This is a genomic window from Bacillus sp. 22483 (assembly GCF_052044605.1).
GTDB classification, from domain to species: domain Bacteria; phylum Bacillota; class Bacilli; order Bacillales; family Bacillaceae; genus Bacillus; species Bacillus altitudinis.
Genome location: NZ_JBQENU010000015.1, coordinates 12243 through 39172, shown reverse-complemented (window position 1 = coordinate 39172; position 26930 = coordinate 12243). Strand labels below are relative to the sequence as shown.

Sequence of the window (26930 nt, the reverse complement as noted above, 5' to 3'; positions counted from 1 at the left end):
GATCTCAATGCTTCCGACTCCTCCACTTGCACCACGTACAAGTAACTTTTCTCCTTTTCTAAGGTTCGCTTTATATTTTAAGGCAATAATTGCAGTAGCACCTACGCCAGGCAATGCCGCGGCTTGTATGAGATCAATCTTTATAGGAGTTTTAGATATTTTCTCAGGTGATATAGCTACATATTCAGCAGCACTACCAATTTGGTTCCTTAAATTAATAGGGAGACCCCCCACACATTATCACCTAATTGATAACTTTTTACGTTCGACCCTACTTCAACAACCTCTCCAGAAAAATCTGCTCCAGTCCCTTTAGGGAATTGATTACCCGTTAATAGTTTTAACTTACCTGATCGAAACAGTGTATCCATAGAGTTTACACTCGACCCATGTACACGAATGAGTACTTCTCCAGGTTCTATAACTGGTCTTGATATAAAATCTTCAAAAAGAACATTCGGTGATCCATAATTAGTGTATTGTGCAGCGCGCATCTTCTCATTTTTCATTTACTCACTCCATCTCCTTGAAAAAGTATTAACTTGAAGGATTTTTATAATCAATTTAGCTCTCTATTACATGGATGACACGGTTTACATATTTGATTATAATAAATGGAATTGATTTAACAAGTACGCAATATAAACTGCTTAAGGAAGGAAAAACTGACTAAGGGGTGGATAAAATATGACTGAAAGTGAGCTGAATAAAGCGATAGCTCCAGCGAGTTATGCATTAAATATATTAGCAGGAAAATGGAATTTAAAAATCTTAGCTGTACTATGTAGTTACAAGGAGATTCGATATAATGAGTTAAAGCGTAAAGTGTATGGAATTACAGGAACAATGCTCAATCAATCATTAAAGGACCTGATTGAAAACGGAATTGTTCAACGAGTTCAGTATAATGAAGTTCCATCAAGAGTAGAATATTCATTGACTGGGGCAGGACTAGAGCTGATCCCTATATTCGAACAACTTCTTTTATGGGGTGAAAACCAATTAGAAAAATCAAAGTCATAATAAAATCCATCTGCGTGAGAAGTTCGTTGGGGAATCATAGCATAGCTTCCTAACAAAGATTTTATTCACTTTAAGCTATGATGAAGAAAAACAACAAAAAATCTTGAGATTACTAGGGAAGCGCTAGAAAAGGGGATGCAAATACATGTCAATTTATCATAAAGTCATTGGAGAGGGATTTCCGATCGTGATATTGCATGGTTGGACACTTGACCATCAAGTGATGTTACATGCATTGGAACCGGTATTTGAAAAACAAAGCGGTTGGAAAAGAATATACATAGACTTACCGGGGATGGGACGTTCCAAGCCGCATCCATCTATTCAGAACTCAGATGATATGTTAGAAGCGGTATTGCGTCTTTTGGACGAGATGATCCCTGATGAACAGTTCATTGTTTGTGGTTATTCGTATGGAGGGTACATAGCTAGGGGTATTGTTCATTCACGCCGGGAAACCGTTCGTGGATTACTACTTGTGGCACCAATGACGATACCTACATTCGATGAAAGAGTCGTACCAGAGAAGACAGTTCTAAAAAGTGACAGCCACTTGATATCGCATTTGTCTTCAGAGGAGGCGGATGCATTTTGCTCCATGGCGGTTGTGCAAGGAAAAACGGAATGGGAGAGGTTTCGCGATGAAATTTACCTTCCTTCTAAACAAACAAATCATGAATTCATCAATAACATCCTTCAAAATGGGTATGGCTATACCTTCGACATTTCAGCTGAATTTCAATATCCCACGCTCATGATCACAGGGCGTCAAGACGATGTAGTCGGATATCAAGATGCGTGGCGGCTGATCGAAGACTATCCAAGGGCCACTTTTGCAGTGCTTGATATGGCTGGTCACAACCTGCAGATTGAACAACCCGATGTGTTTCATTCATTAGTCCATAACTGGTTAAACAGACTTGAGTCGGAAAATGTGAAGAAATAGATTAGATCTTGTGCAAAATTTGTGCAAATCGGAGTCAGGGGTGAATAACCCATGGAGGTTTAAGTCCTCTCGATCACCTCTAAAAAATACCGAGGGTAGTGTACCTTTGGTATTTTTTTATGTGCTCTTTTATTAGAAAGAGATCACAAGATACATCGATTGTATGCAGGGTGGAAACGTGCCCAGTCGATTTTAATATCAGTTTCTCTTTGAACAAACGACTCCACTTCAAATTAACTTAGCTGTGAAATCTTAATGACTATCCTCTAGAGAATAGTTGTTAGTCATGATGGGATGGTTTTCTAATCACCTTTTATATTGTTAAATAAAGGTGATAATGAGATAATTTGATAAAAATAAATTAAGTCGCATAAGATCAACCAAAGGAGTTATAACATGATAAAAAGGTTTTCTCTAGTTTTACTTACTCTCATGATGTCTATAGTTGTTTTGCTAGTGGCAGCCAAAAATTCCCCTGGGGATCATGTCATTTCATTTGATCAGCCTCACATCTTAATAATATCAATTGGAATAATGTTATGTTTATTCATTCCTCCGTTAGTGATGTCCTTTTTCAGTCACTTGATTGTGAGAACTATATCTAGTGTATATCAATGTTTTATTGTTCTATCTTTTCTTGGGCTCATTCCGATAGGATTTCTTATTCCAGATTTTTTAACAATTGTTGTTTCTGTTGCAGGAACTTTAGCCAGCGTAGCTAGTCTTATAGTTACTTTAAGAATTGATAGGAATAGAGATGCTAACCTTAACTAAAATAAAAATGACATCAATTTTCTAAGAGTAAAGTAATGTTTCTTATTCTTTACTTTTAAATAAAACTGACAGATGTCTGAAAAAAAGGTTTGCGTTATGAACTTATTTATTCCTTTCATGATTGAACGCCCAAAAATATCTTAAAGTCAGAGAAGAACAAAATTGAATATGATCGTTGATTTTACTCTTTTAAATCCTAAATTGCAATTATTTCCGATTCATGTTACAATAAGAATAATTATTTTTGTTCGGCGTAAAGGATAGCATGAAGAAAGACTTTTCGTCTTGAGGATACTTTGGGCAAGGATAGTATAATACATTGTGTGGTAACGCACTAGGAGGCAACAAACATGGAACAAGGTACAGTAAAATGGTTTAACGCAGAAAAAGGTTTTGGATTTATCGAACGTGAAGAAGGAGACGATGTATTCGTACATTTCTCAGCTATCCAAGGTGACGGATTCAAATCTTTAGACGAAGGTCAAAAAGTAACTTTTGACGTAGAGCAAGGTTCTCGTGGAGCTCAAGCTGCTAACGTTCAAAAAACTGCTTAATCTTCATTTTTTAAAACAGGTTCTCTGTAGAGAGCCTGTTTTTTTGTGTTTTCATTTATTTCTGCAATAAAAAACCCTACTCAGCGTACAAGTAGGGAGATGTTACAAGGTAATCGTAAAAAAATTCATGCTTCAAAGGTTTATCAACAGTATAGCATATTGGATTTACAATATGCGGAATTTGCCTAAATAAATTCTTTTTTCTTTACTGGTCGAAGATAGAGGGATTTGTTCGTAGAGAAAATGTATTCAAAAAATGGGGAAGCAGGTAGACAATATTAGCAGAAACTCTTGATTTGTTTTTCAGTGATTCCTTTGATGACTTCTAGCTCACTAATCAAATAACCATAAGCATCGTCGAGCATTTTCTTTTCGCTTGCATTCAGTTTTTTTTCTTTCTTCATTCGCATGAGATCACGTACCACTTCAGCGCCTTCTAGTATGTCGCCCGTTTTGATTTTGTCGGTGTTGATTTTATATCTCTCTTTCCATGGTAGTAACTTATCTGATGTTCCATTTTGAAAAGTGTGCATAATGTTCTTTAAGGCAAGTATATCTGTAACAGGTCTTATTCTTGACCTTGACATCTTCCTTGTAGGAATCATCACTTTCATATGGCTAACGGCCATCTTAATGACATAATACTGCTGTTTTTCATCAGAGAATTCTTTTTCTTCTATGGCTTCAATTATACCTGCTCCGTGCATTGGATAAACAATGTTATCACCAATTTGAAACATATCATCCGCCTCCATATCATGTATCTACTTTAAGGGTACCACACTTAGAGGTAAAATAATCAAATTTTTAATAATAACATGTTTATTTATTTTTTGTCAATAAATTTTGTTCTGAAAAAGAGAGATTTTTTCATGTGAATTTCGGATGGTTTTTGATCATATCCTCAAGAATCCTTGCTACAAGAAAAACAGAATATCCACCATTAAAAAAAGACCAGCCATTGAGCTGGTCTTTCCAAATAGAATTCGATCATAATGTCGAAATATCAATCACAAACCGATAACGCACATCACTATTGAGCACACGTTCATATGCTTCATCGACTTGTTTTGCGTTGATCACTTCAATCTGTGGTGCGATATTGTGAGCAGCTGCGAAATCGAGCATTTCTTGTGTTTCTTGGATGCCGCCAACGAGTGAGCCGGCGATGCTGCGACGTCCCGTAATTAATGAAAACACATGGAAGTTGTCTGGCTTTGGTGGTGCACCGACGTTCACTAATGTTCCGTCAACACGAAGTAAGGACAAATAGGCATCCACGTTGATATTGGCAGAGACGGTATTGAGAATGAGATCATATTGACCGGCTAGTGTCTGAAACGTATCAGGGTCACTTGTAGCAAAATAGTCTTTTGCACCAAATGACAGCGCCTCTTCTTTTTTATTCAAAGAGCGGCTTAATACAGTCACTTCTGCGCCAAGTGCGCGTGCAAATTGAATGGCGACATGACCTAGACCGCCCATTCCGACAATCGCCACTTTTTTGCCAGGTCCAGCCTTCCAGTGTTTTAACGGGGAATACGTTGTGATGCCGGCACAGAGAAGAGGGCTGGCGACATCGAGGGAAAGCTGGTCAGGAATATTGACAACAAATCGTTCTGTCACAACAATTTTCTGACTGTAGCCGCCGTAAGTTGGTTCTCCATCATAATCCAGGTTATTATAAGTTTGAACGACTCCTTTCTTGCAATATTGTTCATCTCCATTTTGGCAATATTCACATGTACCGCAAGAATCGACAAAACAACCGACGCCTACACGATCACCAATGTTGAATTTCGTGACAGCATCCCCAACAGCTGAAACAACTCCAGTAATCTCATGACCCGGAACCATTGGGAAAATACCGCCGCCCCATTCATCAAAGGCACTGTGGATATCTGAATGACAGATCCCGCTAAACTGAATATCAATTAAAATATCATGTGGACGAAGTGCTCTTCGTTCAATGGTTGTCCGTTCAAAGTTTGCTTTTGCATGGGAAACACTTAAAACGTTTGATTGGTGCGTCTGACACATTCTTGATCATCCTTTCAAAAGTAAGATTCGGTCCTTCCTCTATACTGTACGTCTTAAAGTGAACTTTAAGTCAACATAGAATCCTCTGATCGCCTCAATTCAGGCTTTAGCATCAGCCTTGAATCAAGATTTGAGCCAAAAGTATCTTGTCTTCTCGATAAAAATGGAGATGATGGGAAAAGGGAGATCGTCAAGTAAGAGAAAGAAGAGAAGGGTGAAAACAATGAAAATAGCACAAGCCGCCAAGCAACTCGATTTATCTACTGCTACGCTCAGGTATTATGAGAATATAGGTTTAATTAGACCGATCAGGCGTGATGAAAATGGTGTTCGTGATTATACAGCAGAAGATATTCAGTGGATAGAATTTATTAAATGTATGAGAAATGCGGGTCTGTCAATTGATGCTCTTAGAGAATATACGGCTTTATTTATCGAGGGAGAGGATCGTACATTGTCCTCAAGGAAGAGTATTTTGGTCAATGAGAGAGAAAGACTTGTAGACAAACAAAAGGAAATCGAAGAAACGATTAAACGGTTAGATTACAAGATCGAAAGTTATGAAGATATTATCCACAGTTATGAACAAAAACTAGTTCATCAATTAAAAACGAGCTCTATTTAAATGAAGAAAAACCTGTGACTTGTCACAGGTTTTGTGATGTGGTTATCTTTTTGTGTAACGCACCCAATTGTAATGAGCGTAAAGTGGAGTAACACCGTTGTAGGAGCCGAGCCATTCATCGACACCTGCACCATTCCATAAGTTCATCATAATCTTTCCCGGTGTTTGAGGGATTTGAGTAGTAGCCGTATGTTTTAATTGACCGTCCACATACCATTTAATCGAGTTAGGCTGCCAGTCGAACGCATATGTGTGATAAGAGTTTGCTGCATCAAAACCAAGGTTGACGATTTTTTCATGATTTCCGACACCATTGGTATAATAGTTAAACTGAACCTTTGTCGTATCTTTTCCTAGAAATTCGATGTCGATTTCATCCCAAGGCGTACCATCAGTCGGTCCCGTATAAGTAAAGAACGAAGACACGATCCCAACATTTTTGGCTGGTTTCATGTTTACTTCATATAGCCCATAGCCGTACGTTTGAACGGAGCGGTTTTCTCCGCAGTCAAACTTATTATAGGAGGGACTTGTGAGCGATAATCGCATTTCCCCTAACGACGTCATGGAGACATTGTTTGCGCGCCACGTACAGTTAAACATATTTCCGTTCGAGTACCCATCGGCTTTTTGCCATAACCCGGTATTATAGTTGTTGAACGGTTCATAAAACGACCCGCCCGTTTGTGCCGAGGCACTTGCAGCAAATGTGGACAAACTTAAGAATAATCCAGTGACAAGCAGCATCAACATTCGTTTTACACGGTAAGACATGTAGGCATTCCCCTCTCTTTTTGAAAGCGTTTTCTTTTTGATCATACATGATTCTCTCAAAATGGAAAATCGGTCTAAATAATGATAAACAGTGTGTTTTTTTAATAGAATGAAAAGAAAATTGATAGGTAAAAAATAATGATTGACAAAGCGGACAGTTGTCCGTAAGATAATACCGGTACAATTGTCCTAATGAAAATGAAAGAAATTTGATTTACACATAGAGATATATGCAAGGTGGATGAAGGTAAAGAAGGTGAAGCATCATGGAAAAGGATATTGGAAAGGAAATTGAAGAGGTCGCTTTTTCTTTGTTTCAAGAGTTTGGTGTAGAGAATGTCAGTATGCATAAAATTGCTAAAACAGCTGGTGTTGGACAGGGTACTCTTTACCGCCGATATGCCAATAAAAGTGATTTATGCCTTTCGATCCTTGGAGAAAAATTTGAACAACTGATCCCTGCGTTGCATCTTTACTTAAGTAAAATCAGTGATCAGCCGGTTCGTGAGCGTTTACGATATGTTCTTGAAGAAATTCATCTCATCGTCGGTCATCATTTAGATTGGATTCGCATGCTCACAATCTCTGGGAACTTAGAGCAGACAAGTAAAGTATATGATTGTCATTACAGTCAATCACTTAAACAAATCATTCGTGATTTGCTCGAGGAAGCGAAAGTAAAAGGAGAAGCGAACATACAAGACATTGAGTTGACGACATTATGTATCTCCTCTCCAATGACGCCTGAACTCATGTTTTATATTCATGAATCCGGCTACTCAATCGAAAAAATTGCACAATTCGCTGCGGAAAAACAAATTTTATCTGTTTTTCAACGACAATGAAGTGGCTCATTTCTGACTAGCCTGACTTCCTAAGATTGCTCAATATTGAAAAAGAAAAGGAGCCAACTTAATATGAACAAACAGCAAACAGAAGCTTCCGACATTCGAACGCTGCCCATTATTATTTCATTTATCACAGCTGGATTTATTGGACTGTTTAGTGAAACGGCACTCAACATGGCGCTGAGAAGTTTAACATTAGACTTTGGTATTGAAGCAACGACTGCTCAGTGGCTTACAACCGGCTATTTATTAACACTAGGGATTCTTGTTCCAATTTCTGGCCTCATTCTTCAATGGTTTACAACAAGACAGCTTTTCATAACCTCACTGGTCTTTTCGATCATCGGTACATTTATTGCGGCCGTTGCACCAGTCTTCAGTATTTTAATGGTGGCACGTGTGGTGCAGGCAGTAGGAACAGCCTTGCTCCTTCCATTGATGTTTAACACGATTTTGGTCATCATTCCGCCTCATAAAAGAGGTAGATCAATGGGGATTATCGGTCTTGTCATTATGTTTGCCCCAGCAGTTGGTCCAACGGTCTCTGGTCTTATTCTTAAATCGTTAACATGGCATTGGATTTTTTGGATTTCGCTTCCGTTATTAGTTGCTGCACTCGTATTTGGGTATATTTTTATGCAAAATATTACGGAACCCACAAGACCGAAAATCGACATTTTATCGATTGTGCTATCAACCATCGGTTTCGGTGGAATTGTGTATGGTTTTAGCAGTGCCGGTGAAGGCGGTGGCTGGAGCAGTATGCATGTGATTGTGGCGATTGTTGTAGGTGTCATTGGCATTCTTGTGTTCGCCCTAAGACAGTTAAACATGAAAGAACCGATGTTGAATTTAAGCCCATTTAAATATCCAATGTTTGTGATCGGGTTACTTCTGATTTTAGTGTGTATGATGGTGATGCTGTCTGCTATGATGATTTTGCCATTATATCTGCAAACGTCCTTGGCACTTTCTACATTTACAGCAGGTTTAATGCTATTACCAGGTGGAATTATCAATGGACTGCTATCGCCAATCATGGGTGGGCTTTTTGATAAATTTGGGCCGAAGTGGCTTGTCATCCCAGGCCTTGTCATCGTTGCAGCGACCATGTTTGGCTTCACGAACTTAAGTGTGAATACGTCCATCGGTTATATCGTGACGCTTCATATTACGTTAATGATAGGAATTGCGATGATCATGATGCCTGCCCAAACAAATGGATTGAATCAGCTGCCGCCAGAGCTATATCCGCACGGTACAGCGATTATGAATACATTGCAGCAAGTGTCAGGAGCGATTGGGACTGCGGTTGGTATCTCGATCCTTTCATCAGGAGCGCGCAGTTTTATGGAAAATGTGGCTGATCCCGCAAATCCAGTCAATCAGCTGCTCGCCTTTACAAATGGCGTCCAGCATGCCTTTATCTTTGCTGTCATTATGACAGTGATTGGTTTGGTGATTGCTTTCTTTATTAAACGAGTGAAAGTAGAACAACAAGTATCATAATATATGAAAAGCACTGAGGACTTAGCGCCGCAGTGCTTTTTTTATTTACTCATAGGGGTGAATGTTTGTTTCAAAGGAGCTGAAAATGGGGAGATAGATAAAAAGTAACGACTCTCTGACGACATTGAAGGAAAAGGCGAAATTCGTAACGAATGGATAGAGATAAAAGAATAAGATAGGAGATGAGATCATGAACTTAGACGAACAAATCAAAATGGCTGAGTCATTACGTCAACCAGCTGAAGATTCATTAGCTGGTCAATCAGAACTTAAGCCAGTCCACCCTCCTGAAGTGAACAAAATGGAATATGATATCCCAACGGGTGCTGGTGAAACAAAGGTGTGGGTATTTAAACCTGTGAAAACATTGAAACAACCCCTACCTGTTTTCGTCAATTTGCATGGGGGCGGTTTTATACTTGGAAGTGCTGAAATGGATAATCATTGGTGTCCGGTCATAGCAGATCGTGCGGAGTGTATCGTCGTCAATGTGGAATATCAGCTGGCACCGGAACACCCTTTTCCGGCCGCTCTTCATGAATGCTACGATGTGATGAAATGGTTATATGAACATCCTGATGAACTACAAATAGACCCAAATCGATTAGCCATTGGCGGTCATAGTGCAGGTGGGAACTTGGCAACAGCGGTTTGTTTGCTTGATATCCAAAAAGGGAACAAACTTCCGATTGTCTATCAAGTGCTTGACTATCCACCGCTTGATTTGGCTACTGATCCAGCACAAAAGCCAGCGTTTGAAGAAGCAATTCCAGTTGAAATGGCGAGACTGTTTAATGCCTTCTACCTGCAAGGTCAAGATCCGCACAATCCGCTCGTTTCTCCAGTCTTTGCAGAGAGAGAAGTCTTAGCACAAATGCCCCCAGCTCTTGTTATCACAGCTGAGAAGGATTCACTAGCTGAAGAAGCTGAGCATTATGCGGACAAGTTAAAAGAAGCAGGGGTAGATGTCACATACAAACAATTTAAAGGAGTCCCTCATGCGTTCACTCATGCCGGAGATTTAGAGATAGCTGAAGAGGCTTGGCATCTGATGAGCGATCAGCTTAAGAAGGCGTTTGAATAAGAAATATTCGGATATAAGTAAAAAGCACAGACCTTTTTTTCTGTGCTTTTTTTGTGTTCTTGCTGACGTCCTGAAAAGAAGTGTAGATACAACAATCACAACTGTCGATATAATAGAAAGATAGAAGACAACTAAAAAAGGAGCTAATAGAATGAAAAAAGAGACACTACAGGCATTTTGTCTTTCTTTACAAGGAGCAACCCACGACTATCAACCTGAGTGGCAGGCAGATCGTTATCATATAGGTGGAAAGATGTTCGCCATGATGGGGGGAGACGTCGATCGCAAGCCAGTCATCACTTTAAAATGTGATCCGCAACGCGCTGAAGAATTAAGAGAAATGCATGAAGGAATTATTCCCGGCTATTACATGAATAAGACGCATTGGAATTCTATTTATCTTGATGCAGATATTCCATCTTCATTTGTCGAAGAGCTAATTGAACATTCCTATCAACTGGTTTTTCACAAATTAACAAAAAAAGCTCAGCAGGCTATCCTCCAACATAATTCAAAAGAAACCGATTAAATGCTAAACGTTCAGTTGTTCATGTCTCTTTGAATCTCTTCAAAATTGACTAGAGTCACATGCTCTCGCTATACTTTAAACAGCTAGAAGATACGAATAGGGGGATATACAATGGGCTATACAGTCATTACAGGGGCAAGTTCAGGTATTGGATATGAAACGGCTTTGGCCTTTGCAGCAAGAGGAAAAAATCTGATCTTAGCTGCACGTAGGCTTGATAAACTCCAAGAACTGAAAGAAAAGATTCTAGAAACATATCCCGATATTCAAGTGAAAGTCCAGTCTGTTGATTTAACAGACAGAGAGCAAGTGTATTCTTTCTATGAGTCATTAGCTGGTGATGAGCTGGATACGTTCATTAATAATGCTGGGTTTGGCCATTTTGGTTCAATAGGAGAGCAGGATGTGAAAAAAATTGGGGACATGCTTCATCTCAATATTGAAGCGTTAACAATTTTATCCACTCTGTTTGTCCGTGATTATGAGCAAAAAGAGGGGACGCAGCTAATCAATATCTCTTCAAGAGCGGGTTATACCGTCGTCGGCAATGCTGTCACTTATTCAGCCACGAAATTTTATGTGAGCGCCTTTACAGAAGGGCTGGCCCTAGAATTGAAAGAAAAAGGAGCCAAATTACAGGCAAAAGTATTAGCGCCTGCTGCGACAGAATCGGAATTTGCAAAGCGTTCATTAGATGTCGATCAATTCGAATATGAAGGCACTATCAAGAAATATCACACATCAAAAGAAATGGCAGCGTGCTTGCTTGAGCTTTACGACAGTTCAAAAACAGTTGGTATCGTTGATGGGAAGACATTTGATTTTGAATTGAAGGACCCCATTTTTTCACACGCTGGCACAAGCATGAAATAAAAAGTTCCAATCACTGAGGATAGATTCTCTTAGTGACTCTTATTCATCATTCAAAACCCATGATCACATCAGCAGGTCACCGAGCCGAAAGATGTCTTGGATAATGTGGAGCACTGTCAACACATACTAGAATAGATAAAAACACCTACACATTAGGTGTTTTTTTTATACTTCTTTGATGAATGAAAGAATCGCAGGTCCAGTAGATGAGACTGCTGACAATTATGATCGGAAGGGATGTGGAGCTCTCAATTCCATCCATAACAAAAAGCATGACAATCATTGCTATCAGTAAGTAAGCCGCTAAATAAAGAGGATGAAAAGCCTTGGGCTGTAAAGAGAACAACAACTGTAAAGGTACCGCAAAGATGAAATAATAAACAAAAAAGATGGGAGTGTAAAACATCATAAATGCAGGATCGCCCTGAATCGGTGGATACAAACATACGAACAAGCTGAGTAAAATGGAACTGAAGAATAGTGTGAGTAGGATTTTGTAAAATGGTTGAACGGAACGCACTGTATGTACTCCTTTTTTGTAAGATTTCCTATATTTTATCATAAATGGGTTGAGAACAATTTCTGAAGTCAATTTAGGTATTATGGTATAAATAAATTTTGATAATAGTGTCCTTTTTCCTTTATTTGGTTCTGTGACTTTCACCTCATGCTGATGAATGAAGGAATGGTATAAAGTAAACCCTATAGACAGATAATTATTCATCACATTTAAGAAAAGAGATGATCTTATGAACGTAACAAAATGGTTTGGTGCTACCCTTCTTTCTGTTTCACTATTGGTGACCGCAGCTTGTGCGAACGATAGCACTCAAGAGAATAATCAAAGTAATCAAGAAAGCACTACCAGTGAAACAAAAGAAAAAAACACGGCTGTTGAGACAGGGAACAAATCTTTATCCAATATTAAGGTGTTGGCAACAGGCGGAACGATTGCCGGTAGTTCAGATAGTAATACAGATACGACTGGATATAAATCTGGTGCACTTGGAATCGATAAAGTCATTGCTTCCGTACCACAGCTGAAAGATATTGCAAATGTCACGGGTGAGCAAGTAGCGAACGTCGGCAGTGAAAATGTGGATAACGCTCTTCTTTTAAAATTAGCGAAACGAGTCAATCAGCTTTTAAATGATGATCAAGTGGATGGCATTGTGGTGACACATGGTACAGATACTTTAGAAGAAACGGCCTATTTTTTACATTTGGTTGTAAAAAGTGATAAGCCAGTGGTGGTCGTGGGTTCCATGAGGCCAGCATCTGCCATTAGTGCGGATGGCCCGCTTAACCTGTATCATGCAGTGAAAATTGCTTCGACAAAAGAAGCCAAAGGCAAAGGTGTAATGGTGACATTAAATGACCGAATTGCCTCTGCTCGTTTTATTACGAAGACAAATACCACCACAACCGATTCGTTCAAGTCTCTTGAGCAAGGGTACATTGGAGAAGTGGCGGGTGAAGTTGTCTCTTTCTATAACGAACCGACAAGAAAACATACAGCTGACAGTGAATTCGATATTTCAAAGCTAAAAGAGCTGCCGCAAGTGGATATCTTATACGGCTATCAAAATGATCAAAAGTATGTGTATGATGCTGCGGTTAAAGCAGGAGCGAAAGGCATTGTCGTTGCCGCCGCAGGAAATGGAACGATGTCAACAGAAGCGATCAATGGGGCAACAGATGCAGTGAAGAAAGACGTGGTGATCGTGAGGTCAAGCCGTGCAGGAAATGGCATTGTCACACATGAAAAAATGGATGATGAACATCATTTTGTCTCATCGGATTCATTAAATCCACAAAAAGCCCGCATTCTACTCATGCTGGCTCTGACGAAAACAAAAGATCCAGATAAAATTCAATCCTATTACGAGCAGTATTAAAAAGAAAAAGACCCGACGTATCATTGGGTCTTTTTTTATATGTGTACCTGATGTTCAGCCCGTTTTTTTAAAGAGAGTAAAATGTCTCTCCAAACATCATCTATATCAGTAAGAAAATGTCCTGCTTGCTCGATATAGTGCGTTTTGGCGTTTGGAATGTTCGGAGCAATGCTTTCTATCTCTGCAAAAGGGGCCATCTGATCCTCTTTTCCATGCCAGACATCCACAGGGATTTGTATATCTTTCATATCGAATGCCCATGACCGTGAGAGTAAATCTGGTTCATGAATACATTCATCAACCGATTGACGAGTAGCTTCGTATAAATGCATCATCATCAGCTCCAGTTGCTCATCGGTTTGAAGAAATTGCCGATCCGATGGATGTAAATGTTTGTTCCCTTTTTTCGTTAGTTTCTTGAATTTCTCTGGTTTCTTTTCAATTAGTTTTTTCTGAGCGCGATAACTTGCCTTTAAGAGCCAAGGCATTCTTTTACTGAGGAAAAAGGCAATCTTGTTCTCTTTTAGCATACTTTTAGGCGGTTTACCATCCTGAAATGGAGTGGTACTTGAGACGAGAGCAGCCGAAAGAATGCGATCTGGCAATTGATAGGCACAACCAGCAGCGAATGCCCCGCCTCCAGAGACACCAATCACTGAAAACTGGGAGATGTCAAGATGATCAGCCACTTCCTGTACGTCTTTTGCCCAGTCTAAAATGGTACGGTCAGGTTGCGGATCAGATAAACCAAAACCAGGTCTGTCTAAAGAAATGAGACGAATGCCAAGCTCTTTTGAGATTGGATCATCATCTAAAAACATCACTCTCGATCCAGGTGTCCCATGAAAAAAGAATACTGGGAATCCTTCAAGATCACCGTATTGAGACAAACCAATATGACGTCCATCTTGCAAATGAATCCTGTCCATATGATCATCCCCTTCATCGTTTATCTAGCTTACATATTCATGCATGAAAGGCCGGGTTAAGGCGTTTCTTTCGCAATTTGATAGATTTTTTCGTAAAGCGATAATAATGTTTTTAGATCTTCTTTTGAAAGCTTGGCATAGTATTTTTGAATAAGATGTAGCTGAATTTTTTCAATATCTTTATGATAGTCATGGCCCTTTTGAGCAAAATCAACAATGATTTCTCTACGGTTATGTGGATTAATCTCTCTTTTCACATATCCAAGCTGTTCAAGCTTTGATATGAGCTGGCTAGCGGCACTAGATGAAATGGAGAAATAATCAGCTAGTTCATTGATTGTTCTCGTCTTCGACCGCAGCAATTCAAGTGTCAGTTCTTGTTTGCTTGTTAAATCTGCATACTCATTTTTTAAGAATCGTTGATACTCTTCTACATAGATAGAGCCTAGTGCGTTTGAGTACTCAATGATTTTTTTACTGTAATGAATGATATCCTCATCCAATGACATCACCTCTTTTCTCCTATATTATATGCGATCTTAATATTTAAGTGAAGTTAAATGTTAAGAAAAATTAAATAAAAGAGGGATAGATGTGATGAGAAAATGACCTCTACCTCCACTTTCTCATCAACAATGGACAAAGAATACTTCCTGTTATCCCTAAGCATTCATAAAACATAGTTGGTTTGATTTTGAACATGTAGTAGGCTAAGGTGGCAATGAATAGATCATAAAAGAAAAACAAGTATACGTCCTTTTTGGTGATGGCATAAATGATCGTTTTGTTTTCACTTAGATTCACTCCTTTGGAAGTCAATGACTTTTTCATTGTATTATGGGCGATCTCCATTTATAATAAAAAAATAAACCAACTGGTCGGTTTTATTTGTCCATGTGAAGAAAAGCAAGGTAGAAGGGATTGTTCATAGATGACAAGTACACAAAGCGGGGCTGGAAAAAGTGAAAAGACGAAGCAGAAGATTGTCACCGCTTCACGTGATTTATTTGCGAAAAAAGGATATTCTGAAACATCCGTGCGAGATATTCTAGAGGCGGCTGAGATTAGTAAAGGCAACCTTTATCATCATTTTAAAGGAAAAGAGTTTTTGTTCCTTCATATTATGGAAGAGGATCATCGATTCATGATGGAGACGTGGCATGAAGAGAAACAAACGCTGCACCGGGCCATTGATAAGCTCGCAGGGTTTGCAGAGCTGCTTAGTCAAATGGGGATTAACTATCCTTTAATGAGAGCAAGTGAAGAATTCTGTGCCAGTGCATTTACATCAGATGAAGTCATGGAGCGTCTGAACAAAATTGATGTGGACTTTGATGATGTGATGAGAGACATCCTGCTTGAAGGAAACGAAGATGGCAGCTGGTCGATTCAGCATGTTGAATCAAAAGTGAAAATATTACTTTCCGTATTCTATGGATTAGACGTGTTATATAAAAATGACACGATGCAGCAGAAAAAGGAATTACAAAAAGAGGCGATCTCATTGTTTATTCACGGAATCAACCATTATGAGTAACAAGTGAGTCAGTAAAGGGGAAACAAACATCATGCAAAAACCGATTCGTGAGCAAAAAGCGGTACTTGTTATTTTATTAAGTAATATATTTATTGCGTTTTTAGGCATTGGTCTGATTATACCTGTCATGCCGCTCTTTATGAATGTCATGCATTTAACGGGCAGTACGATGGGATATCTTGTGGCGGCGTTTGCTGTTGCACAGCTTATCGCATCACCTATTGCGGGAAGATGGGTAGACCGATACGGAAGAAAGATCATGATTGTGTCTGGGCTGTTTCTATTCGCGTTATCAGAACTCGTTTTTGGCCTTGGGACACATGTGTATGTTCTGTATTTTGCAAGGCTTCTAGGCGGTATTAGTGCGGCATTTATCATGCCGGCTGTCACTGCCTATGTCGCTGATATCACAACCGTTCAAGAAAGATCAAAGGCAATGGGGTATGTATCCGCTGCTATTAGTACCGGATTTATCATCGGCCCGGGAATTGGCGGATTTATTGCAGAATATGGTGTTCGCCTGCCGTTTTTCTTTGCAGCAGGGATTGCATTTATTGCTGTGATTTCGTCTATGTTTATGCTGAAGGAACCATTAACAAAAGAAGAGCGAGAGAAACAAATGGATCAAGTGAAAGAATCGACCTTCTTTAAAGACTTGAAAAAATCGATTCATCCAAGTTATCTCATCGCCTTCATCATTGTCTTTGTGCTGGCGTTTGGACTATCTGCATATGAAACGGTCTTTAGCTTGTTTACAAATCACAAGTTTGGATTTGGCCCGAAGGATATTGCGATTATCATTACCGTCAGTTCAATTGTAGCCGTCATCATCCAAGTCCTCGTGTTTGGTAAAATGGTGAATGCGCTTGGGGAGAAACGAGTTATTCAACTATGCTTGATTGTTGGAGCAGTTCTCGCTTTTGTTTCCACAGTCGTGTCAGGCTTTATGGTTGTGCTGATCGTGACGTGTGTGATTTTCCTTGCGTTCGATTTATTGCGCCCTGCACTCACGACCTTCTTATCAAAAATCGCTGGCAATCAGCAAGGATTTGTCGCAGGGATGAACTCTACCTACACAAGTCTTGGTACGATCTTTGGCCCGGCACTTGGTGGCATTTTATTCGATCAAAATATTCATTTCCCATTCCTGTTTGCAGGTGTTGTCTTATTTCTTGGATTGGGCTTAACCCTTATTTGGAAGGGGAAGGTGACGGTTGAATCTGATTAGATAAAGGGCTCTAACTAGGGCTCTTTTTTTTGTTCCTTTTGGATAGATGATTGAAAAATAATCACAAGGTCCCTGTTGAAAAGGTATTATACATGTTAATCTAATACATGTTTTACCAAAATGCAGGAGGAGGATTTTCAATGCAAATTAAAGAGATTTTTTATATTCGGTGTATCTCGTGTTTGAGTGTTGTGCTCATTCATGCAATAGCCATTTTATCTAGCTCTCATTCATCATCTATTCTTGTAGCACTACTCATGTTCAGTACCCCGAGTTTTATTTTCATTTCTGAGTTTTTATTGGCTCATGCTTATCCGAATGGTACCCCTAAAGGATTTATGTGGAAGAGGGTGAAAGCCATCTTTTTCCCATTTGCTTTTATTGGGATTGTCGATGGTTTTTTGCATTCGGCATCGTTAAATGGAGGGGCAGCTGACTTTTTTAAAAGAGCTTCAGCAAATGTCTTATTGGGGAATTATATTGGTTATTTTGTTCTGATTATTTTTCAATTTTACTTTTTGCACATGTTTTTTCACAAAATGGCTAAGCGTACCTCAGCCAAATGGGTATTGCCGATCTCCTTTATCATCACAGTTGGTTATTTAAGTGTCATGAACCTCGTCAAAATCCCACAACCTCAATTACCTAATCCAATGTTCGGCTTAGAATGGATTCCATTTCCAGGGTGGTTGTTCTATTTTTGTTTAGCCTATTATTGTGGAGCGAATTATCAGCAGTTTATCACAAGACTTCATCGTTTTAAGTATGCCGTGTATGGACTTGTTTTGATTTCAGCAGCGACCCTTTTAAGCAATTCATATGTAGGCTTTTTCGAGTCTTCTTCTAAGAGGCCAGACGTTGTTCTTTATACAGTCAGTATTGTCTTCTTATGTTTTCTCTTGTTTTCTAAAGTGAAAAGCGTTCCACCTTTCGTAGCTGTCATTAGTCAATATTCATTCACCATCTATTTGCTTCACGGGTATTTTCTAGGTATCTCTGTGTTACTATGGGGACAATTAAAAGATTATCCATTCTTTGTAGGGACAATCATAACATCAGCACTTGCAATTGCTGGACCTATCCTATTGTCACGGATAGCAAATCATTATAAATATGGCTATATGTTTGTCGGTAAAATCAACAGAACGAGGCGAAAAACAGTCGCTTCATAAACGTTTTAAAGGGGATCTTAAGAAGATGCCCTTTTTTTGTTGCCTAAAAGTACAATGCTTCTTGCCCGAAAGTACAATTTCAATCGACCATCTCATTGCTTAGAATAAAGAGATCAAGTTCACGAAGTTGAAGAAAAAGGAGTAAGTGAATGGCAAAATTTTTATATCATTTAGGAAAAAGTGCATTTTCTAAGCCGAAACGGATGATTATCGGTTGGTTACTTGTTTTAGTAGCTGTTGTGGCGGCAACAATAGGGACAGGAGTTTCATTTAATGGCGATATGTCGATTCCAGGAACAAAGTCAGAAAAGGCAATGGATCTCTTGGAGAAAAAGTTCCCAGCAGGTGATGATGGCGGGACGATTCGTCTGATCTTTAAAGCACCTAAGGGTGAAACATTAGAAACAAAAAAAGTAAGAAACAAATTGAACGAAACGATCAAAGAAGTCAAAAAGGATAAAGCAGTCAAGCAAGTGACGGATTTATATCAGACATTTGCTATTAGTAAGGATAAGAAAATAGGGTATGCGGATATTACATACCGGGTAAAGGCGGATGAGGTAAAAACATCCTCAAAAGAGAAAGTATTAGATAGTATTAAGATTTCAAGAAAGGCTGGCATCCAAACAGAATTAGGCGGCTCCGTCACATTCTCAGAAATTGAGGTAGGCGGGATTTCGGAAGTCATAGGTATTGTCATGGCATTCTTTATTTTAGCCTTTACCTTCGCTTCACTATTGATTGCAGGACTACCGATCTTGACGGCTGTCATTGGGTTAATAATCGGTGTGATGGTCATATTAATTACCTCAAATTTTGTTGAGATGTCTGCATTTAGTCTTACATTAGCTGTGATGATTGGACTTGCAGTAGGAATTGATTATGCATTATTTATCATTTCTCGTTATCGACAGTTATTAGCAGAGGGTTACGAATTGAAAGAAGCAGCTGCTAGAGCTGTTGCTACAGCAGGCAGCGCTGTATTGTTTGCAGGTGTTACCGTCGTAATTGCACTATGCGGACTTGTATTAGTCGGTATACCATTTTTAGGCGTTATGGGTCTTGTAGCTGCATTCATGGTACTATCAGTTATGCTTGTGTCTCTCACAATTGTTCCTGCCATACTAGGGATTCTTGGTGATAAAGTAAGCCCTTCAAGAAAGAATAAATGGTTCTCTAAATTACAATCTCAACAAAAAGAAGAAGCCACAGCTTGGGGAAGGTTTATCAAGAAGTATCCAGGTAAGATCATCCTAGGTGTCATTGTATTGACTGGTCTACTCAGTTGGCCAGCACTTCATATGGAGTTGGGTCTTCCTGATAACGGCATGAAGGGGAAGGAAACAACTGAACGTAAGGGCTATGACCTGTTAGCAGAAGGGTTTGGTAAAGGGTTTAATGGGCCACTGGTTGTTATCATTGATGCCTCCCATGCAAATAACGCAATGAAATCTATTGAGAAAACAACAAAAGTATTAGAGAAGATGGATGGCATCAAACAAATGGCACCGCCTGTTCCTAATCCATCGGGTAAGTACGCCATGCTGACCATCTTACCGAAAAGCGGTCCAGAAGATAAGGCGACAAAGCAATTAGTCAAAGATATACGAAATGAATCTAGTCAGACTGCTGCAAAGTATGATACGAAATTACTTGTTACTGGTTCTACGGCAGTTAATATAGATATTTCAGATAGACTCAGTGAAGCGTTACCGAAATTTGCAGGAGTCATTATTGGATTTGCTTTGATTTTGATGATTCTTGTGTTTAGATCCTTCCTTGTTCCATTAAAAGCGGTTTTAGGATTCCTTATGACATTGACCGCTACACTAGGTTTTTCTGTCTTTGTTTTACAGGATGGACACCTTGCGCCATTGTTTGGAATACCAGCAAATGGCCCATTGTTAAACTTTATGCCTGTACTAGTAACAGGAATATTATTTGGTCTTGCAATGGATTATGAGGTCTTTTTAGTCAGTCGAATGAGAGAAGATTTCCTTCTATCAGGTGATGCGAAAAAGTCCGTTGTATCAGGTTTGAAGCACAGTGGAAGAGTAGTGACTGCCGCAGGCTTAATCATGATCTTCGTCTTTGCTAGTTTTATCTTTGCAGATGACTTGATTATCAAAACAATGGGGTTAACGTTGGCATTCGGTGTTCTGTTTGATGCATTTGTCATAAGAATGACTTTTATCCCAGCTTGTATGATGCTGATCGGACGAGCTGCTTGGTACTTACCCAAATGGTTTGAAAGATGGCTTCCACGTATAGACATTGAAGGTGAGTCTATTTCTCAGAAGGATGAGAAAGAAGAGAAGGTGATTTAGTCACTGATAGTCTTACATGGTATGATTGATGATACCGCCATTACCTCGATAAAGGGTGGGCGGTATTTTTTGAGTGAATATGAGGCTCGGATGGTGATATTTATGGCGAAACGACGGGTAGACCCTTTTAATGAAATGATCTATTCGCGAATTCCAACATTATTATGGGTGATTCTTGTTTATATTGCAGCAATGATATTTCAGTTTATAACCACCCCATTAGCACTTTCTGGCCTGTTTTTTTCTGCACTTATTGCCATACATCTGATTCTGCATTGGTGGTCATTTTACTGGTTTCGGCAGAATCCATGGGTATATTTTCTGATTCAAGGAATAGTGATTCTACTTTGTGTTTCAGTCATGCAGGCGGCTTCCCCTGTGATCTTAATTGGTCTGTTACCGGTACTAATAGCGCAAAGTATTGGGGTATATTATCATACATTGAAGGTGATTTTGACAGGGCTTAGTTTTTATGTTCTTTTTTTTCTTGCCCTTATTTTGGTCAATGATACAGATGATTTGACCGTATACATTCCTATTTTGTTTTTGATTCTGATTGTAGTCATCGCATACTCCATTTTATTTTTTAGACAAGTCAAAGCTAGAATTCGTACACAAACATTTTTAAAGGAACTTGAATTGGCACATCAACAAGTGGAAGAGCTGACACTTGCTAATGAGCGTCAAAGAATGGCGAGAGATTTACATGATACCCTTGCACAAGGGCTGGCAGGTATTATTATGCAGCTAGAAGCGGTCCATGCCCATTTAGAGAATCAGAATGTTGAGCGTGCTCAAAGCATTATTAAAGGTTCAATGAGCCATGCGCGGACGACATTAGGTGAGGCGAGATTGGTCATTGACGACCTTCGAACATACAGCCAGGATCAATATGACTTAGCTGATTCTGTGAAAGATGAAGTGAATCGGTTTATGACGGCGACGAATATTCCAGTTCATACAAAAGTGGCTGTCTCTTATCAAGTGTCCCCTTTCCTCATCGAACATACTGTATACATTGTCAGTGAATGTTTGACGAATATTGCCAAGCATGCCAAAGCAAGTAAGGTCGAATTGATGATGAAGCAACAAGATGATCACATCTCCTTGCAAATCACAGACAATGGAGTGGGTTTTGATGAGAAAAAACAAGAATCCACTTCCGGGCATTACGGTCTAATTGGTATGTCAGAACGTGCCCGACTGCTTGATGCACAGCTACACTTGAAAAGCGAAAAAAATGAAGGTACACAAGTGACGGTAACCATACCTTTGAAAAAGGAGTAAAAACAATGTCTTATCAAATTGTGATTGTCGATGATCATTTTGTTGTTAGAGAAGGATTAAAATTAATTCTTGAGACAGATCAACGATTTGATGTTGTTGGTGAAGCAGAAGATGGAGCAAAGGGTTTAGATATCTTGAAAGAGAAGGCTCCAGACCTTGTATTACTTGACCTCAACATGCCTAACATGAGTGGGCTTGAGATGTTAAAAGAGATGCAGTCTCTTCAATTAAAAGTACCGGTCCTGATTCTCACTACCTATAACGAAGAGAAATTAATGATTGAAGGGCTGCAACTTGGAGCAAAGGGCTATCTTTTAAAGGATGCCAGCAGAGAAAATTTATTTTATACAATTGAAGCAGCTATCAGAGGGGATATTCTTCTTCAAGCAAACGTCGCTGCTAAAGTATTTGAATCAACAGAGCATCAAGTGACTCCGACCCATTTGAAAAAAGAAATAAACATGCTGACTGAAAAAGAGATGCTTGTCTTGCAAGCAGTGGCTAGAGGATATCGAAGTAAGGAAATTGCATTTGATATGGGGATTTCCGAGAGAACTGTCAAAGCTCATTTAACAAATATTTATCAAAAGCTGGAGGTCACTTCAAGAGCGGAAGCAATTAAAGCAGCAGTGGAATTAGGGGTGATTCATTTTTAGAGAGAATGAGTTAGCAGCAGAATAATAGACAAGAGACCTTTCAAATAAGGTCTCTTTTTTTTAAGGCTGCGGCTTCAGGTGATTCAGTGCCTGCGCCAGTTTTTGATTTTGTTGCTTTTTGTAAAATAGAAAGGCGATGATATGGCCTACTAATGTGAGAAAGGCTATACCGATAAAATAAGGCATGATCCATTCGAGCAGTGTAGTCGAATATAAAGCGACGGCTCCTACTTGAAACCCTAAATTGACGACAGTGGAGATGAGAATGTTGGTGGGTGCTGGAAAGGTAAAGTAGTTCCATAGTAAAGGATACATGACCCCAAAGACGATGCCTGCCAGAGTACCGATGCCAATGATGTGCCACACGTAATGAAAAGGGATAGAGGATGACCATTGAGTGATTGACAGGATGAGTGTCAGCCATACGATAGAGACAAAAGCTGTTTGCATAAATTGATGTTTTAGTTCCTTGATCATTTGAATCGCTCCTTTATATATTTGGCGTAATGACGACTGACGGTGTAGCTGTTTTTCGAGATGGTTTCGACCTCTAAGCGAGCGTACGTACCAGCGACAAAGCTGTCGACTTGCGCTAAATTGAGAATGACTGCATTGTTGATACGATAGAAATGTTCACGCTCTAACGACTTCAGATCCTTCAGCCGTTTACTGAGAAAATACGTCGTACCCTGAGTCGTGATCACCTTTGACAGATGTCCAAGCGCAGAGATCGCTTCAATTTGTTCTAATGGTAAAAGAGACTGCCGATCATTTTTTGGATCTTTGACCGTTAGAGGTGTACTAGTCTCCATCATTGATGCCATCTTTTGTAAACGTTCTTGATTATGTGGATGGCTGATGACGTCTACTTCCGTCACATCCTTTTCTTGATTCCAGATCAAACGAAATTTCATTCATAAACCTCCTCTCACAATGAGCATAGCAATAGATGAAAGCGAATGCGATTGAATGTTGCTTTGATGCAGAAGAATTCTTTTTGTTGCAAAGATTCACCGCGTGTCTGCGGCTTTCCTTTATAATGAAAATATACTCGTTCGTGAATGGAGGAATGATGTTGTATCTTGTAGATCAACAAAGGACAGGAGCGGTAAAAGAGGAAATTCGGCGGATTGATCCTGCCTATCCAGTGTTCGTAGATGCGATACTCGATGGCGTGATACAAGGAGATTTATATGTGGATCACCGAGATCACCCGTGTGTCTATTTTGCAGGGACAACAACCGGCATTTATTATGTCGCAGGCAAGACAGAAGCAGCACTCTCATTATGTTCAACGTTCATTGTGGATGTTTATAAAAAGCAAAAAAGAGAGAACGGACGTTTCACTTTGTTTTCAGCAAATCCAGCATCAGATGAGATGATGAAAAAATGCTTCGGTTCCCAACTGAATGAAATGCAAAGACATACGTATTCTTATGACTTGACCTCTCCTGATCTGATTTTGCCTAATCAAGACGAAATGATCAAACGCACGAATGAACAAGTCATTGCCGCAAGCAAAGTATTCCCATCCAGCTATTATGAAGCACATTGGGGAGGAGTAGATCACTTTTTATCTAATGGCATCGGAGTTGCCATCTTAAATGGTGAAGATGTGGTCAGTGAATGTGTCTCTATTTTTTTAAGTGAAAAACGTGTGGAAATCGATATTTGGACAGATGAAGCCTGCCGTGGAAAAGGGTTGGCTTTGTTAGCAGCTCAGCAAATGATCAGCATCTGTGTTGAAAAAGGGAAGACACCGCATTGGGATTGCGATGTCCATCATGCAGCCTCGGCCAAATTGGCAGAGAAGCTAGGTTTTCATTGGACAAAGACGTATCGTTTATTTTATGCCTCACGCTGAAAAGGTTTTGAGATACCAAGCATCCATGGCAGAATGCTCTGAGCCTTCAATCGGTGCAGGAAGAAGAGAGAAGTCATACCGTTGATAAAGACCAGTAGCAGCTGTTAATTCACTGCGGGTTTCTAAATAACAAGCATCGTAGTATGTAGCAGCATATTGCAGGGCCATATCCATCAGTTTCTTGCCCGCACCTTTGCCTTGTGCTTTTGGGCTTAAATAAAGCTTTTGCAGCTCACAAATGCCATCTGTGAAAGGGGCAATGCCAACGCCACCAACAATTTCACCATGTTTTTCGGCAATCCAATAGGCTGCATGAGTCAATGATTGATAGTAATCGAAAAGCTGATCAAGGTGTGGGTCTGTGTAGGCTGTACCTTCAATCGCAAGATTCGCTGATTCTAATGACTGGCGGATAATGGCCGCGATAAAAGGATTGTCCTGCTTTTGAATCGGTCTAATATTCATTGGAAAAACCTCCGTTGTCATAGGATAAAAAAGAAAAGGAGTTGATGCGATATGTTCTGGCTACAAACCGCTATTTTTACTGTCATTGTACTCTGTCTCTCGTGGTGGGCAGGAAAAAGACGCAGGCATCGCCATGCCGGGCTGATTGTTCCGATATGTATCACCTTGTTTGGATTGCTGTTATTGATCGGCAGTTTCTTCATTGGCAGATGGGAAGGGATGGCGCTCAGCATATCAAGCGTCTCTATCGTTCTCTCTTCTATCATTTGTTTGACCATCGTTACAGGGGTTCATTTGTTTAAAAAAGATGACCCATCGTAGGCTGGGACATCTTTATGATTTGATTCTATCGTATTCCTCACGAAGGATGCCCATCATGATGACATCCGAATAAGCACCGTTGAAATAGAGCGCTTGACGTCTTTTTCCTTCATATTGAAATCCGGCTTTCTCATAGCTTCGAAAGGCTCGTGGGTTATGGGAAAAAACTTCAAGCTCAAGCCGATTGAGTTCTAACGTCTCAAAGGCAAATGTTTGAACCATCCGAACAGCCTCAGTACCATACCCTTTGTGAAAATGCTCTGGACCATGCAGCGCAATGCGGAAACTTGCCGTATGGTTTATCGGATCAATATCCACAATCGCCGCATCCCCGATCATTTCTTTCGTGTCTAGCAAACAAATAGCAAAGTCTCGTCTACTGTCATCCAGCAGAAAACGGGTATAGGCTGAACGAATTTCTTCTAGTGTGAACGTTTTGCGTGTGCCAGTCATATAAAGTGTTTCTGCATGCTGGCATCCCCTATGAATACCAGGATAATCTTTTTCTTCAATCGGTCTCAAAAATAATCGAGTCATGATGGATCAGCCTCCTCTATATATCGGGAGATTTCAATTAAGTTCATATCAGGATCACGGATATAAATGGATTCAATCGGACCTAATGCACCAGAACGTCTGACCGGGCCTTCTTCAATTGGAACAACCTGCTTTCGAAGATGAAGCAATAAACTGTCTATATCTAAATCGGTGATAAAACACAAGTCAGCAGATCCAGGCTGGGGATGAGCAGCTTTTGGTTCAAATTCATGACCCGCTTCATGAAGGTTAATCTTTTGTAAGCCAAAACGAAGGGCTTTACGGCCTTTTCCAAAAGTTTCTTCCTTCATTCCTAATACGTTTGTATAAAAGCGAATGGTTTCCTCCATATGTTGAACAGTCAACACGATATGATCAAGTCGTCGTATCATCAGTCTCTCCTCCAAGTATGATCATTGTTTGAACTGCTTCTATTATATCATCACTTGAAGAAGATACTTTATTTGATCACGGTTTTATAACTCCAGCTTTCTAGGGACATGTCTTCTCCGTGCAGTACTCTCTCATCAAACTCCGTCCACCCATTTTTTCGATAGAAATGACGATTGGCCTCGTTGTGTGTAATCAGTGTGAACAGTCCGCCGCCTTGCCGGGCGATAAAGGGGAAAAGACATTGCTTTAACATACGGCTTCCAAGTTTTTTTCCTTGTTGGTCTTTTGCAACGACAAGAGCTTCTAAATACCAGTAAGGTTTCTTTAAGGAAGAACACGCTTTTTTTGCCTCCTTTAACATACGGAACACATGCTGAATCGCCGATATGCCGCCAGTAAAGAGCAGCTTTAACCCACCAGATAACACATAATCCATGAGTCCTGGCTCAGGAAGACGGGGATGTTTTAACAGGGCGGCAGACACAATTTTCTCGTTCTCAACCCCGACCAAACAGATTTGATGCTGAAAATATACCTTTGTATTGACCAAATGCAACTGCCGGGCGAAAGCAGAACGCTTGGTAACCTTTTCGCATAATAAATCAAAAAATGAATAGTTCTGAAATGAATCATCTAACAATGCTGCCACTTGAGGCAGTTCATCCTCTCTAGCAAGTCTGAATTGAAGCATATGATGGCCCTCCTTTTTTTGAACAGATATAGATTATTGAACATAT

31 protein-coding genes are annotated in these 26930 nt (G+C 39.7%); 19 read left to right on the top strand and 12 right to left on the bottom strand.

What is annotated here, in order from left to right:
- Positions 1 to 209: 209 nt before the first annotated feature.
- A complete protein-coding gene (locus ACTJJQ_RS17275) occupies positions 210 to 509 on the bottom strand; it encodes an alcohol dehydrogenase catalytic domain-containing protein (protein ID WP_235655740.1) in 300 nt (99 codons plus the stop codon).
- A gap of 178 nt (positions 510 to 687) precedes the next feature.
- Here ACTJJQ_RS17275 and ACTJJQ_RS17270 point away from each other — a divergent pair, with 178 nt between their 5' ends.
- The 4 genes from ACTJJQ_RS17270 (at position 688) to ACTJJQ_RS17255 (ending at position 3297) form a co-directional block, all read left to right on the top strand.
- Positions 688 to 1023: a winged helix-turn-helix transcriptional regulator gene (locus ACTJJQ_RS17270; protein WP_034666063.1), complete on the top strand. Its 336-nt coding sequence runs from the start codon at positions 688 to 690 to the stop codon at positions 1021 to 1023.
- 145 nt (positions 1024 to 1168) lie between these two features.
- Positions 1169 to 1969 carry an alpha/beta fold hydrolase gene (locus ACTJJQ_RS17265; protein WP_338704675.1) on the top strand — a complete coding sequence of 267 codons (801 nt, stop codon included), beginning with the start codon at positions 1169 to 1171 and terminating at the stop codon, positions 1967 to 1969.
- A 396-nt stretch (positions 1970 to 2365) separates the two neighbouring features.
- Complete coding sequence (locus tag ACTJJQ_RS17260; protein ID WP_039169855.1) at positions 2366 to 2743, top strand: hypothetical protein; 378 nt, start codon at positions 2366 to 2368, stop codon at positions 2741 to 2743.
- 350 nt (positions 2744 to 3093) lie between these two features.
- Positions 3094 to 3297, top strand: coding sequence for a cold-shock protein (locus tag ACTJJQ_RS17255; protein WP_003214229.1), 204 nt, complete (start codon positions 3094 to 3096; stop codon positions 3295 to 3297).
- Positions 3298 to 3575: 278 nt separating this feature from the next.
- Here the strand turns inward: ACTJJQ_RS17255 and ACTJJQ_RS17250 are convergent, their stop codons facing one another.
- Together ACTJJQ_RS17250 and ACTJJQ_RS17245 are read right to left on the bottom strand one after the other, a co-directional pair.
- Entirely contained in the window at positions 3576 to 4037 is a 462-nt protein-coding gene (locus ACTJJQ_RS17250; RefSeq protein ID WP_047947007.1) for a CarD family transcriptional regulator, read from the bottom strand.
- Positions 4038 to 4287: 250 nt separating this feature from the next.
- Positions 4288 to 5337: an NAD(P)-dependent alcohol dehydrogenase gene (locus tag ACTJJQ_RS17245; RefSeq protein ID WP_281201680.1), complete on the bottom strand. Its 1050-nt coding sequence runs from the start codon at positions 5335 to 5337 to the stop codon at positions 4288 to 4290.
- 223 nt (positions 5338 to 5560) lie between these two features.
- Here ACTJJQ_RS17245 and ACTJJQ_RS17240 point away from each other — a divergent pair, with 223 nt between their 5' ends.
- A complete protein-coding gene (locus ACTJJQ_RS17240) occupies positions 5561 to 5962 on the top strand; it encodes a MerR family transcriptional regulator (protein ID WP_440600443.1) in 402 nt (133 codons plus the stop codon).
- Between the two features lie 42 nt (positions 5963 to 6004).
- Here the strand turns inward: ACTJJQ_RS17240 and bglS are convergent, their stop codons facing one another.
- Positions 6005 to 6736, bottom strand: coding sequence for a beta-glucanase (gene bglS / locus ACTJJQ_RS17235; RefSeq protein ID WP_047947368.1), 732 nt, complete (start codon positions 6734 to 6736; stop codon positions 6005 to 6007).
- A 266-nt stretch (positions 6737 to 7002) separates the two neighbouring features.
- Between bglS and ACTJJQ_RS17230 the strand changes: the two genes are divergently transcribed.
- The 6 genes from ACTJJQ_RS17230 (at position 7003) to ACTJJQ_RS17205 (ending at position 13477) form a co-directional block, all read left to right on the top strand.
- The gene (locus ACTJJQ_RS17230) at positions 7003 to 7581 is read left to right on the top strand and encodes a TetR/AcrR family transcriptional regulator (RefSeq protein WP_284724861.1); all 579 of its coding nucleotides are present in this window, start codon (positions 7003 to 7005) and stop codon (positions 7579 to 7581) included.
- A 72-nt stretch (positions 7582 to 7653) separates the two neighbouring features.
- The gene (locus ACTJJQ_RS17225) at positions 7654 to 9093 is read left to right on the top strand and encodes a DHA2 family efflux MFS transporter permease subunit (protein ID WP_440600442.1); all 1440 of its coding nucleotides are present in this window, start codon (positions 7654 to 7656) and stop codon (positions 9091 to 9093) included.
- 190 nt (positions 9094 to 9283) lie between these two features.
- Positions 9284 to 10177, top strand: coding sequence for an alpha/beta hydrolase (locus ACTJJQ_RS17220; RefSeq protein ID WP_019743361.1), 894 nt, complete (start codon positions 9284 to 9286; stop codon positions 10175 to 10177).
- Positions 10178 to 10328: 151 nt separating this feature from the next.
- On the top strand, positions 10329 to 10706 hold the full coding sequence (locus ACTJJQ_RS17215; RefSeq protein WP_048001239.1) for an MmcQ/YjbR family DNA-binding protein: 378 nt from the start codon (positions 10329 to 10331) through the stop codon (positions 10704 to 10706).
- A 111-nt stretch (positions 10707 to 10817) separates the two neighbouring features.
- Positions 10818 to 11579: an SDR family NAD(P)-dependent oxidoreductase gene (locus ACTJJQ_RS17210; protein ID WP_041507603.1), complete on the top strand. Its 762-nt coding sequence runs from the start codon at positions 10818 to 10820 to the stop codon at positions 11577 to 11579.
- Positions 11580 to 12328: 749 nt separating this feature from the next.
- Positions 12329 to 13477, top strand: a complete 1149-nt coding sequence (locus tag ACTJJQ_RS17205) for a type II asparaginase (protein WP_024719179.1) — start codon at positions 12329 to 12331, stop codon at positions 13475 to 13477.
- Positions 13478 to 13512: 35 nt separating this feature from the next.
- Here ACTJJQ_RS17205 and ACTJJQ_RS17200 read toward each other — a convergent pair whose 3' ends face one another.
- Positions 13513 to 14406 (bottom strand): alpha/beta fold hydrolase, encoded by an 894-nt coding sequence (locus ACTJJQ_RS17200; protein WP_024719178.1) that lies wholly within the window; start codon positions 14404 to 14406, stop codon positions 13513 to 13515.
- 56 nt (positions 14407 to 14462) lie between these two features.
- Positions 14463 to 14915 carry a MarR family winged helix-turn-helix transcriptional regulator gene (locus ACTJJQ_RS17195; protein WP_019743356.1) on the bottom strand — a complete coding sequence of 151 codons (453 nt, stop codon included), beginning with the start codon at positions 14913 to 14915 and terminating at the stop codon, positions 14463 to 14465.
- Between the two features lie 422 nt (positions 14916 to 15337).
- On the opposite strand from ACTJJQ_RS17195, the gene ACTJJQ_RS17190 reads away from it, so the two are divergent.
- The 6 genes from ACTJJQ_RS17190 to ACTJJQ_RS17165 all read left to right on the top strand — a co-directional run bounded on the left by ACTJJQ_RS17190 (position 15338) and on the right by ACTJJQ_RS17165 (position 22613).
- A complete protein-coding gene (locus ACTJJQ_RS17190) occupies positions 15338 to 15943 on the top strand; it encodes a TetR/AcrR family transcriptional regulator (protein ID WP_096881055.1) in 606 nt (201 codons plus the stop codon).
- A 31-nt stretch (positions 15944 to 15974) separates the two neighbouring features.
- Positions 15975 to 17171, top strand: a complete 1197-nt coding sequence (locus ACTJJQ_RS17185) for an MFS transporter (protein WP_301232033.1) — start codon at positions 15975 to 15977, stop codon at positions 17169 to 17171.
- Positions 17172 to 17311: 140 nt separating this feature from the next.
- A complete protein-coding gene (locus ACTJJQ_RS17180) occupies positions 17312 to 18343 on the top strand; it encodes an acyltransferase family protein (protein ID WP_096881057.1) in 1032 nt (343 codons plus the stop codon).
- A gap of 149 nt (positions 18344 to 18492) precedes the next feature.
- The gene (locus tag ACTJJQ_RS17175; RefSeq protein WP_144668406.1) at positions 18493 to 20670 is read left to right on the top strand and encodes an MMPL family transporter; all 2178 of its coding nucleotides are present in this window, start codon (positions 18493 to 18495) and stop codon (positions 20668 to 20670) included.
- A 102-nt stretch (positions 20671 to 20772) separates the two neighbouring features.
- Positions 20773 to 21957, top strand: coding sequence for a sensor histidine kinase (locus ACTJJQ_RS17170; protein WP_072368474.1), 1185 nt, complete (start codon positions 20773 to 20775; stop codon positions 21955 to 21957).
- Positions 21958 to 21962: 5 nt separating this feature from the next.
- A complete protein-coding gene (locus ACTJJQ_RS17165; protein WP_017358441.1) occupies positions 21963 to 22613 on the top strand; it encodes a response regulator in 651 nt (216 codons plus the stop codon).
- A 60-nt stretch (positions 22614 to 22673) separates the two neighbouring features.
- On the opposite strand, the gene ACTJJQ_RS17160 is transcribed toward ACTJJQ_RS17165, so the two are convergent.
- Together ACTJJQ_RS17160 and ACTJJQ_RS17155 are read right to left on the bottom strand one after the other, a co-directional pair.
- Positions 22674 to 23090, bottom strand: coding sequence for a hypothetical protein (locus ACTJJQ_RS17160; RefSeq protein ID WP_072368465.1), 417 nt, complete (start codon positions 23088 to 23090; stop codon positions 22674 to 22676).
- Positions 23087 to 23527, bottom strand: coding sequence for a LytTR family DNA-binding domain-containing protein (locus ACTJJQ_RS17155; RefSeq protein WP_440600441.1), 441 nt, complete (start codon positions 23525 to 23527; stop codon positions 23087 to 23089). The genes ACTJJQ_RS17160 and ACTJJQ_RS17155 overlap by 4 nt, the downstream gene beginning before the upstream one ends.
- A gap of 161 nt (positions 23528 to 23688) precedes the next feature.
- On the opposite strand from ACTJJQ_RS17155, the gene ACTJJQ_RS17150 reads away from it, so the two are divergent.
- Positions 23689 to 24477, top strand: a complete 789-nt coding sequence (locus ACTJJQ_RS17150; protein WP_440600448.1) for a GNAT family N-acetyltransferase — start codon at positions 23689 to 23691, stop codon at positions 24475 to 24477.
- Here ACTJJQ_RS17150 and ACTJJQ_RS17145 read toward each other — a convergent pair.
- Positions 24469 to 24942, bottom strand: coding sequence for a GNAT family N-acetyltransferase (locus tag ACTJJQ_RS17145; RefSeq protein ID WP_440600440.1), 474 nt, complete (start codon positions 24940 to 24942; stop codon positions 24469 to 24471). The two genes, ACTJJQ_RS17150 and ACTJJQ_RS17145, sit on opposite strands and share 9 nt — an antisense overlap.
- Before the next feature lie 51 nt (positions 24943 to 24993).
- Here ACTJJQ_RS17145 and ACTJJQ_RS17140 point away from each other — a divergent pair, with 51 nt between their 5' ends.
- A complete protein-coding gene (locus tag ACTJJQ_RS17140; RefSeq protein WP_335352441.1) occupies positions 24994 to 25263 on the top strand; it encodes a YesK-like family protein in 270 nt (89 codons plus the stop codon).
- 12 nt (positions 25264 to 25275) lie between these two features.
- Here ACTJJQ_RS17140 and ACTJJQ_RS17135 read toward each other — a convergent pair whose 3' ends face one another.
- From ACTJJQ_RS17135 to ACTJJQ_RS17125, 3 genes are all read right to left on the bottom strand, one after another.
- A complete protein-coding gene (locus ACTJJQ_RS17135) occupies positions 25276 to 25800 on the bottom strand; it encodes a GNAT family N-acetyltransferase (protein WP_024719169.1) in 525 nt (174 codons plus the stop codon).
- Entirely contained in the window at positions 25797 to 26192 is a 396-nt protein-coding gene (locus ACTJJQ_RS17130) for a VOC family protein (protein WP_058336361.1), read from the bottom strand. The genes ACTJJQ_RS17135 and ACTJJQ_RS17130 overlap by 4 nt, the downstream gene beginning before the upstream one ends.
- 68 nt (positions 26193 to 26260) lie before the next feature.
- Complete coding sequence (locus tag ACTJJQ_RS17125) at positions 26261 to 26884, bottom strand: GNAT family N-acetyltransferase (protein WP_041507615.1); 624 nt, start codon at positions 26882 to 26884, stop codon at positions 26261 to 26263.
- Positions 26885 to 26930 lie beyond the last annotated feature (46 nt).

What these genes read in the sequence shown, in the direction of transcription:
- ACTJJQ_RS17225 (WP_440600442.1), top strand. Translation starts at nt 7,654, where the DNA reads ATGAACAAACAGCAAACAGAAGCTTCCGACATTCGAACGCTGCCCATT.
- ACTJJQ_RS17215 (WP_048001239.1), top strand. Translation starts at nt 10,329, where the DNA reads ATGAAAAAAGAGACACTACAGGCATTTTGTCTTTCTTTACAAGGAGCA.
- ACTJJQ_RS17180 (WP_096881057.1), top strand. Translation starts at nt 17,312, where the DNA reads ATGCAAATTAAAGAGATTTTTTATATTCGGTGTATCTCGTGTTTGAGT.
- ACTJJQ_RS17175 (WP_144668406.1), top strand. Translation starts at nt 18,493, where the DNA reads ATGGCAAAATTTTTATATCATTTAGGAAAAAGTGCATTTTCTAAGCCG.
- ACTJJQ_RS17245 (WP_281201680.1), bottom strand. Translation starts at nt 5,337, where the DNA reads ATGTGTCAGACGCACCAATCAAACGTTTTAAGTGTTTCCCATGCAAAA.
- ACTJJQ_RS17165 (WP_017358441.1), top strand. Translation starts at nt 21,963, where the DNA reads ATGTCTTATCAAATTGTGATTGTCGATGATCATTTTGTTGTTAGAGAA.
- ACTJJQ_RS17200 (WP_024719178.1), bottom strand. Translation starts at nt 14,406, where the DNA reads ATGGACAGGATTCATTTGCAAGATGGACGTCATATTGGTTTGTCTCAA.
- ACTJJQ_RS17145 (WP_440600440.1), bottom strand. Translation starts at nt 24,942, where the DNA reads ATGAATATTAGACCGATTCAAAAGCAGGACAATCCTTTTATCGCGGCC.
- ACTJJQ_RS17265 (WP_338704675.1), top strand. Translation starts at nt 1,169, where the DNA reads ATGTCAATTTATCATAAAGTCATTGGAGAGGGATTTCCGATCGTGATA.
- ACTJJQ_RS17230 (WP_284724861.1), top strand. Translation starts at nt 7,003, where the DNA reads ATGGAAAAGGATATTGGAAAGGAAATTGAAGAGGTCGCTTTTTCTTTG.
- ACTJJQ_RS17185 (WP_301232033.1), top strand. Translation starts at nt 15,975, where the DNA reads ATGCAAAAACCGATTCGTGAGCAAAAAGCGGTACTTGTTATTTTATTA.
- ACTJJQ_RS17195 (WP_019743356.1), bottom strand. Translation starts at nt 14,915, where the DNA reads ATGTCATTGGATGAGGATATCATTCATTACAGTAAAAAAATCATTGAG.
- ACTJJQ_RS17155 (WP_440600441.1), bottom strand. Translation starts at nt 23,527, where the DNA reads ATGAAATTTCGTTTGATCTGGAATCAAGAAAAGGATGTGACGGAAGTA.
- ACTJJQ_RS17135 (WP_024719169.1), bottom strand. Translation starts at nt 25,800, where the DNA reads ATGACTCGATTATTTTTGAGACCGATTGAAGAAAAAGATTATCCTGGT.
- ACTJJQ_RS17255 (WP_003214229.1), top strand. Translation starts at nt 3,094, where the DNA reads ATGGAACAAGGTACAGTAAAATGGTTTAACGCAGAAAAAGGTTTTGGA.
- ACTJJQ_RS17170 (WP_072368474.1), top strand. Translation starts at nt 20,773, where the DNA reads ATGGCGAAACGACGGGTAGACCCTTTTAATGAAATGATCTATTCGCGA.
- ACTJJQ_RS17125 (WP_041507615.1), bottom strand. Translation starts at nt 26,884, where the DNA reads ATGCTTCAATTCAGACTTGCTAGAGAGGATGAACTGCCTCAAGTGGCA.
- ACTJJQ_RS17205 (WP_024719179.1), top strand. Translation starts at nt 12,329, where the DNA reads ATGAACGTAACAAAATGGTTTGGTGCTACCCTTCTTTCTGTTTCACTA.
- ACTJJQ_RS17140 (WP_335352441.1), top strand. Translation starts at nt 24,994, where the DNA reads ATGTTCTGGCTACAAACCGCTATTTTTACTGTCATTGTACTCTGTCTC.
- ACTJJQ_RS17240 (WP_440600443.1), top strand. Translation starts at nt 5,561, where the DNA reads ATGAAAATAGCACAAGCCGCCAAGCAACTCGATTTATCTACTGCTACG.
- ACTJJQ_RS17260 (WP_039169855.1), top strand. Translation starts at nt 2,366, where the DNA reads ATGATAAAAAGGTTTTCTCTAGTTTTACTTACTCTCATGATGTCTATA.
- bglS (WP_047947368.1), bottom strand. Translation starts at nt 6,736, where the DNA reads ATGTCTTACCGTGTAAAACGAATGTTGATGCTGCTTGTCACTGGATTA.
- ACTJJQ_RS17275 (WP_235655740.1), bottom strand. Translation starts at nt 509, where the DNA reads ATGAAAAATGAGAAGATGCGCGCTGCACAATACACTAATTATGGATCA.
- ACTJJQ_RS17270 (WP_034666063.1), top strand. Translation starts at nt 688, where the DNA reads ATGACTGAAAGTGAGCTGAATAAAGCGATAGCTCCAGCGAGTTATGCA.
- ACTJJQ_RS17190 (WP_096881055.1), top strand. Translation starts at nt 15,338, where the DNA reads ATGACAAGTACACAAAGCGGGGCTGGAAAAAGTGAAAAGACGAAGCAG.
- ACTJJQ_RS17210 (WP_041507603.1), top strand. Translation starts at nt 10,818, where the DNA reads ATGGGCTATACAGTCATTACAGGGGCAAGTTCAGGTATTGGATATGAA.
- ACTJJQ_RS17160 (WP_072368465.1), bottom strand. Translation starts at nt 23,090, where the DNA reads ATGATCAAGGAACTAAAACATCAATTTATGCAAACAGCTTTTGTCTCT.
- ACTJJQ_RS17250 (WP_047947007.1), bottom strand. Translation starts at nt 4,037, where the DNA reads ATGTTTCAAATTGGTGATAACATTGTTTATCCAATGCACGGAGCAGGT.
- ACTJJQ_RS17130 (WP_058336361.1), bottom strand. Translation starts at nt 26,192, where the DNA reads ATGATACGACGACTTGATCATATCGTGTTGACTGTTCAACATATGGAG.
- ACTJJQ_RS17220 (WP_019743361.1), top strand. Translation starts at nt 9,284, where the DNA reads ATGAACTTAGACGAACAAATCAAAATGGCTGAGTCATTACGTCAACCA.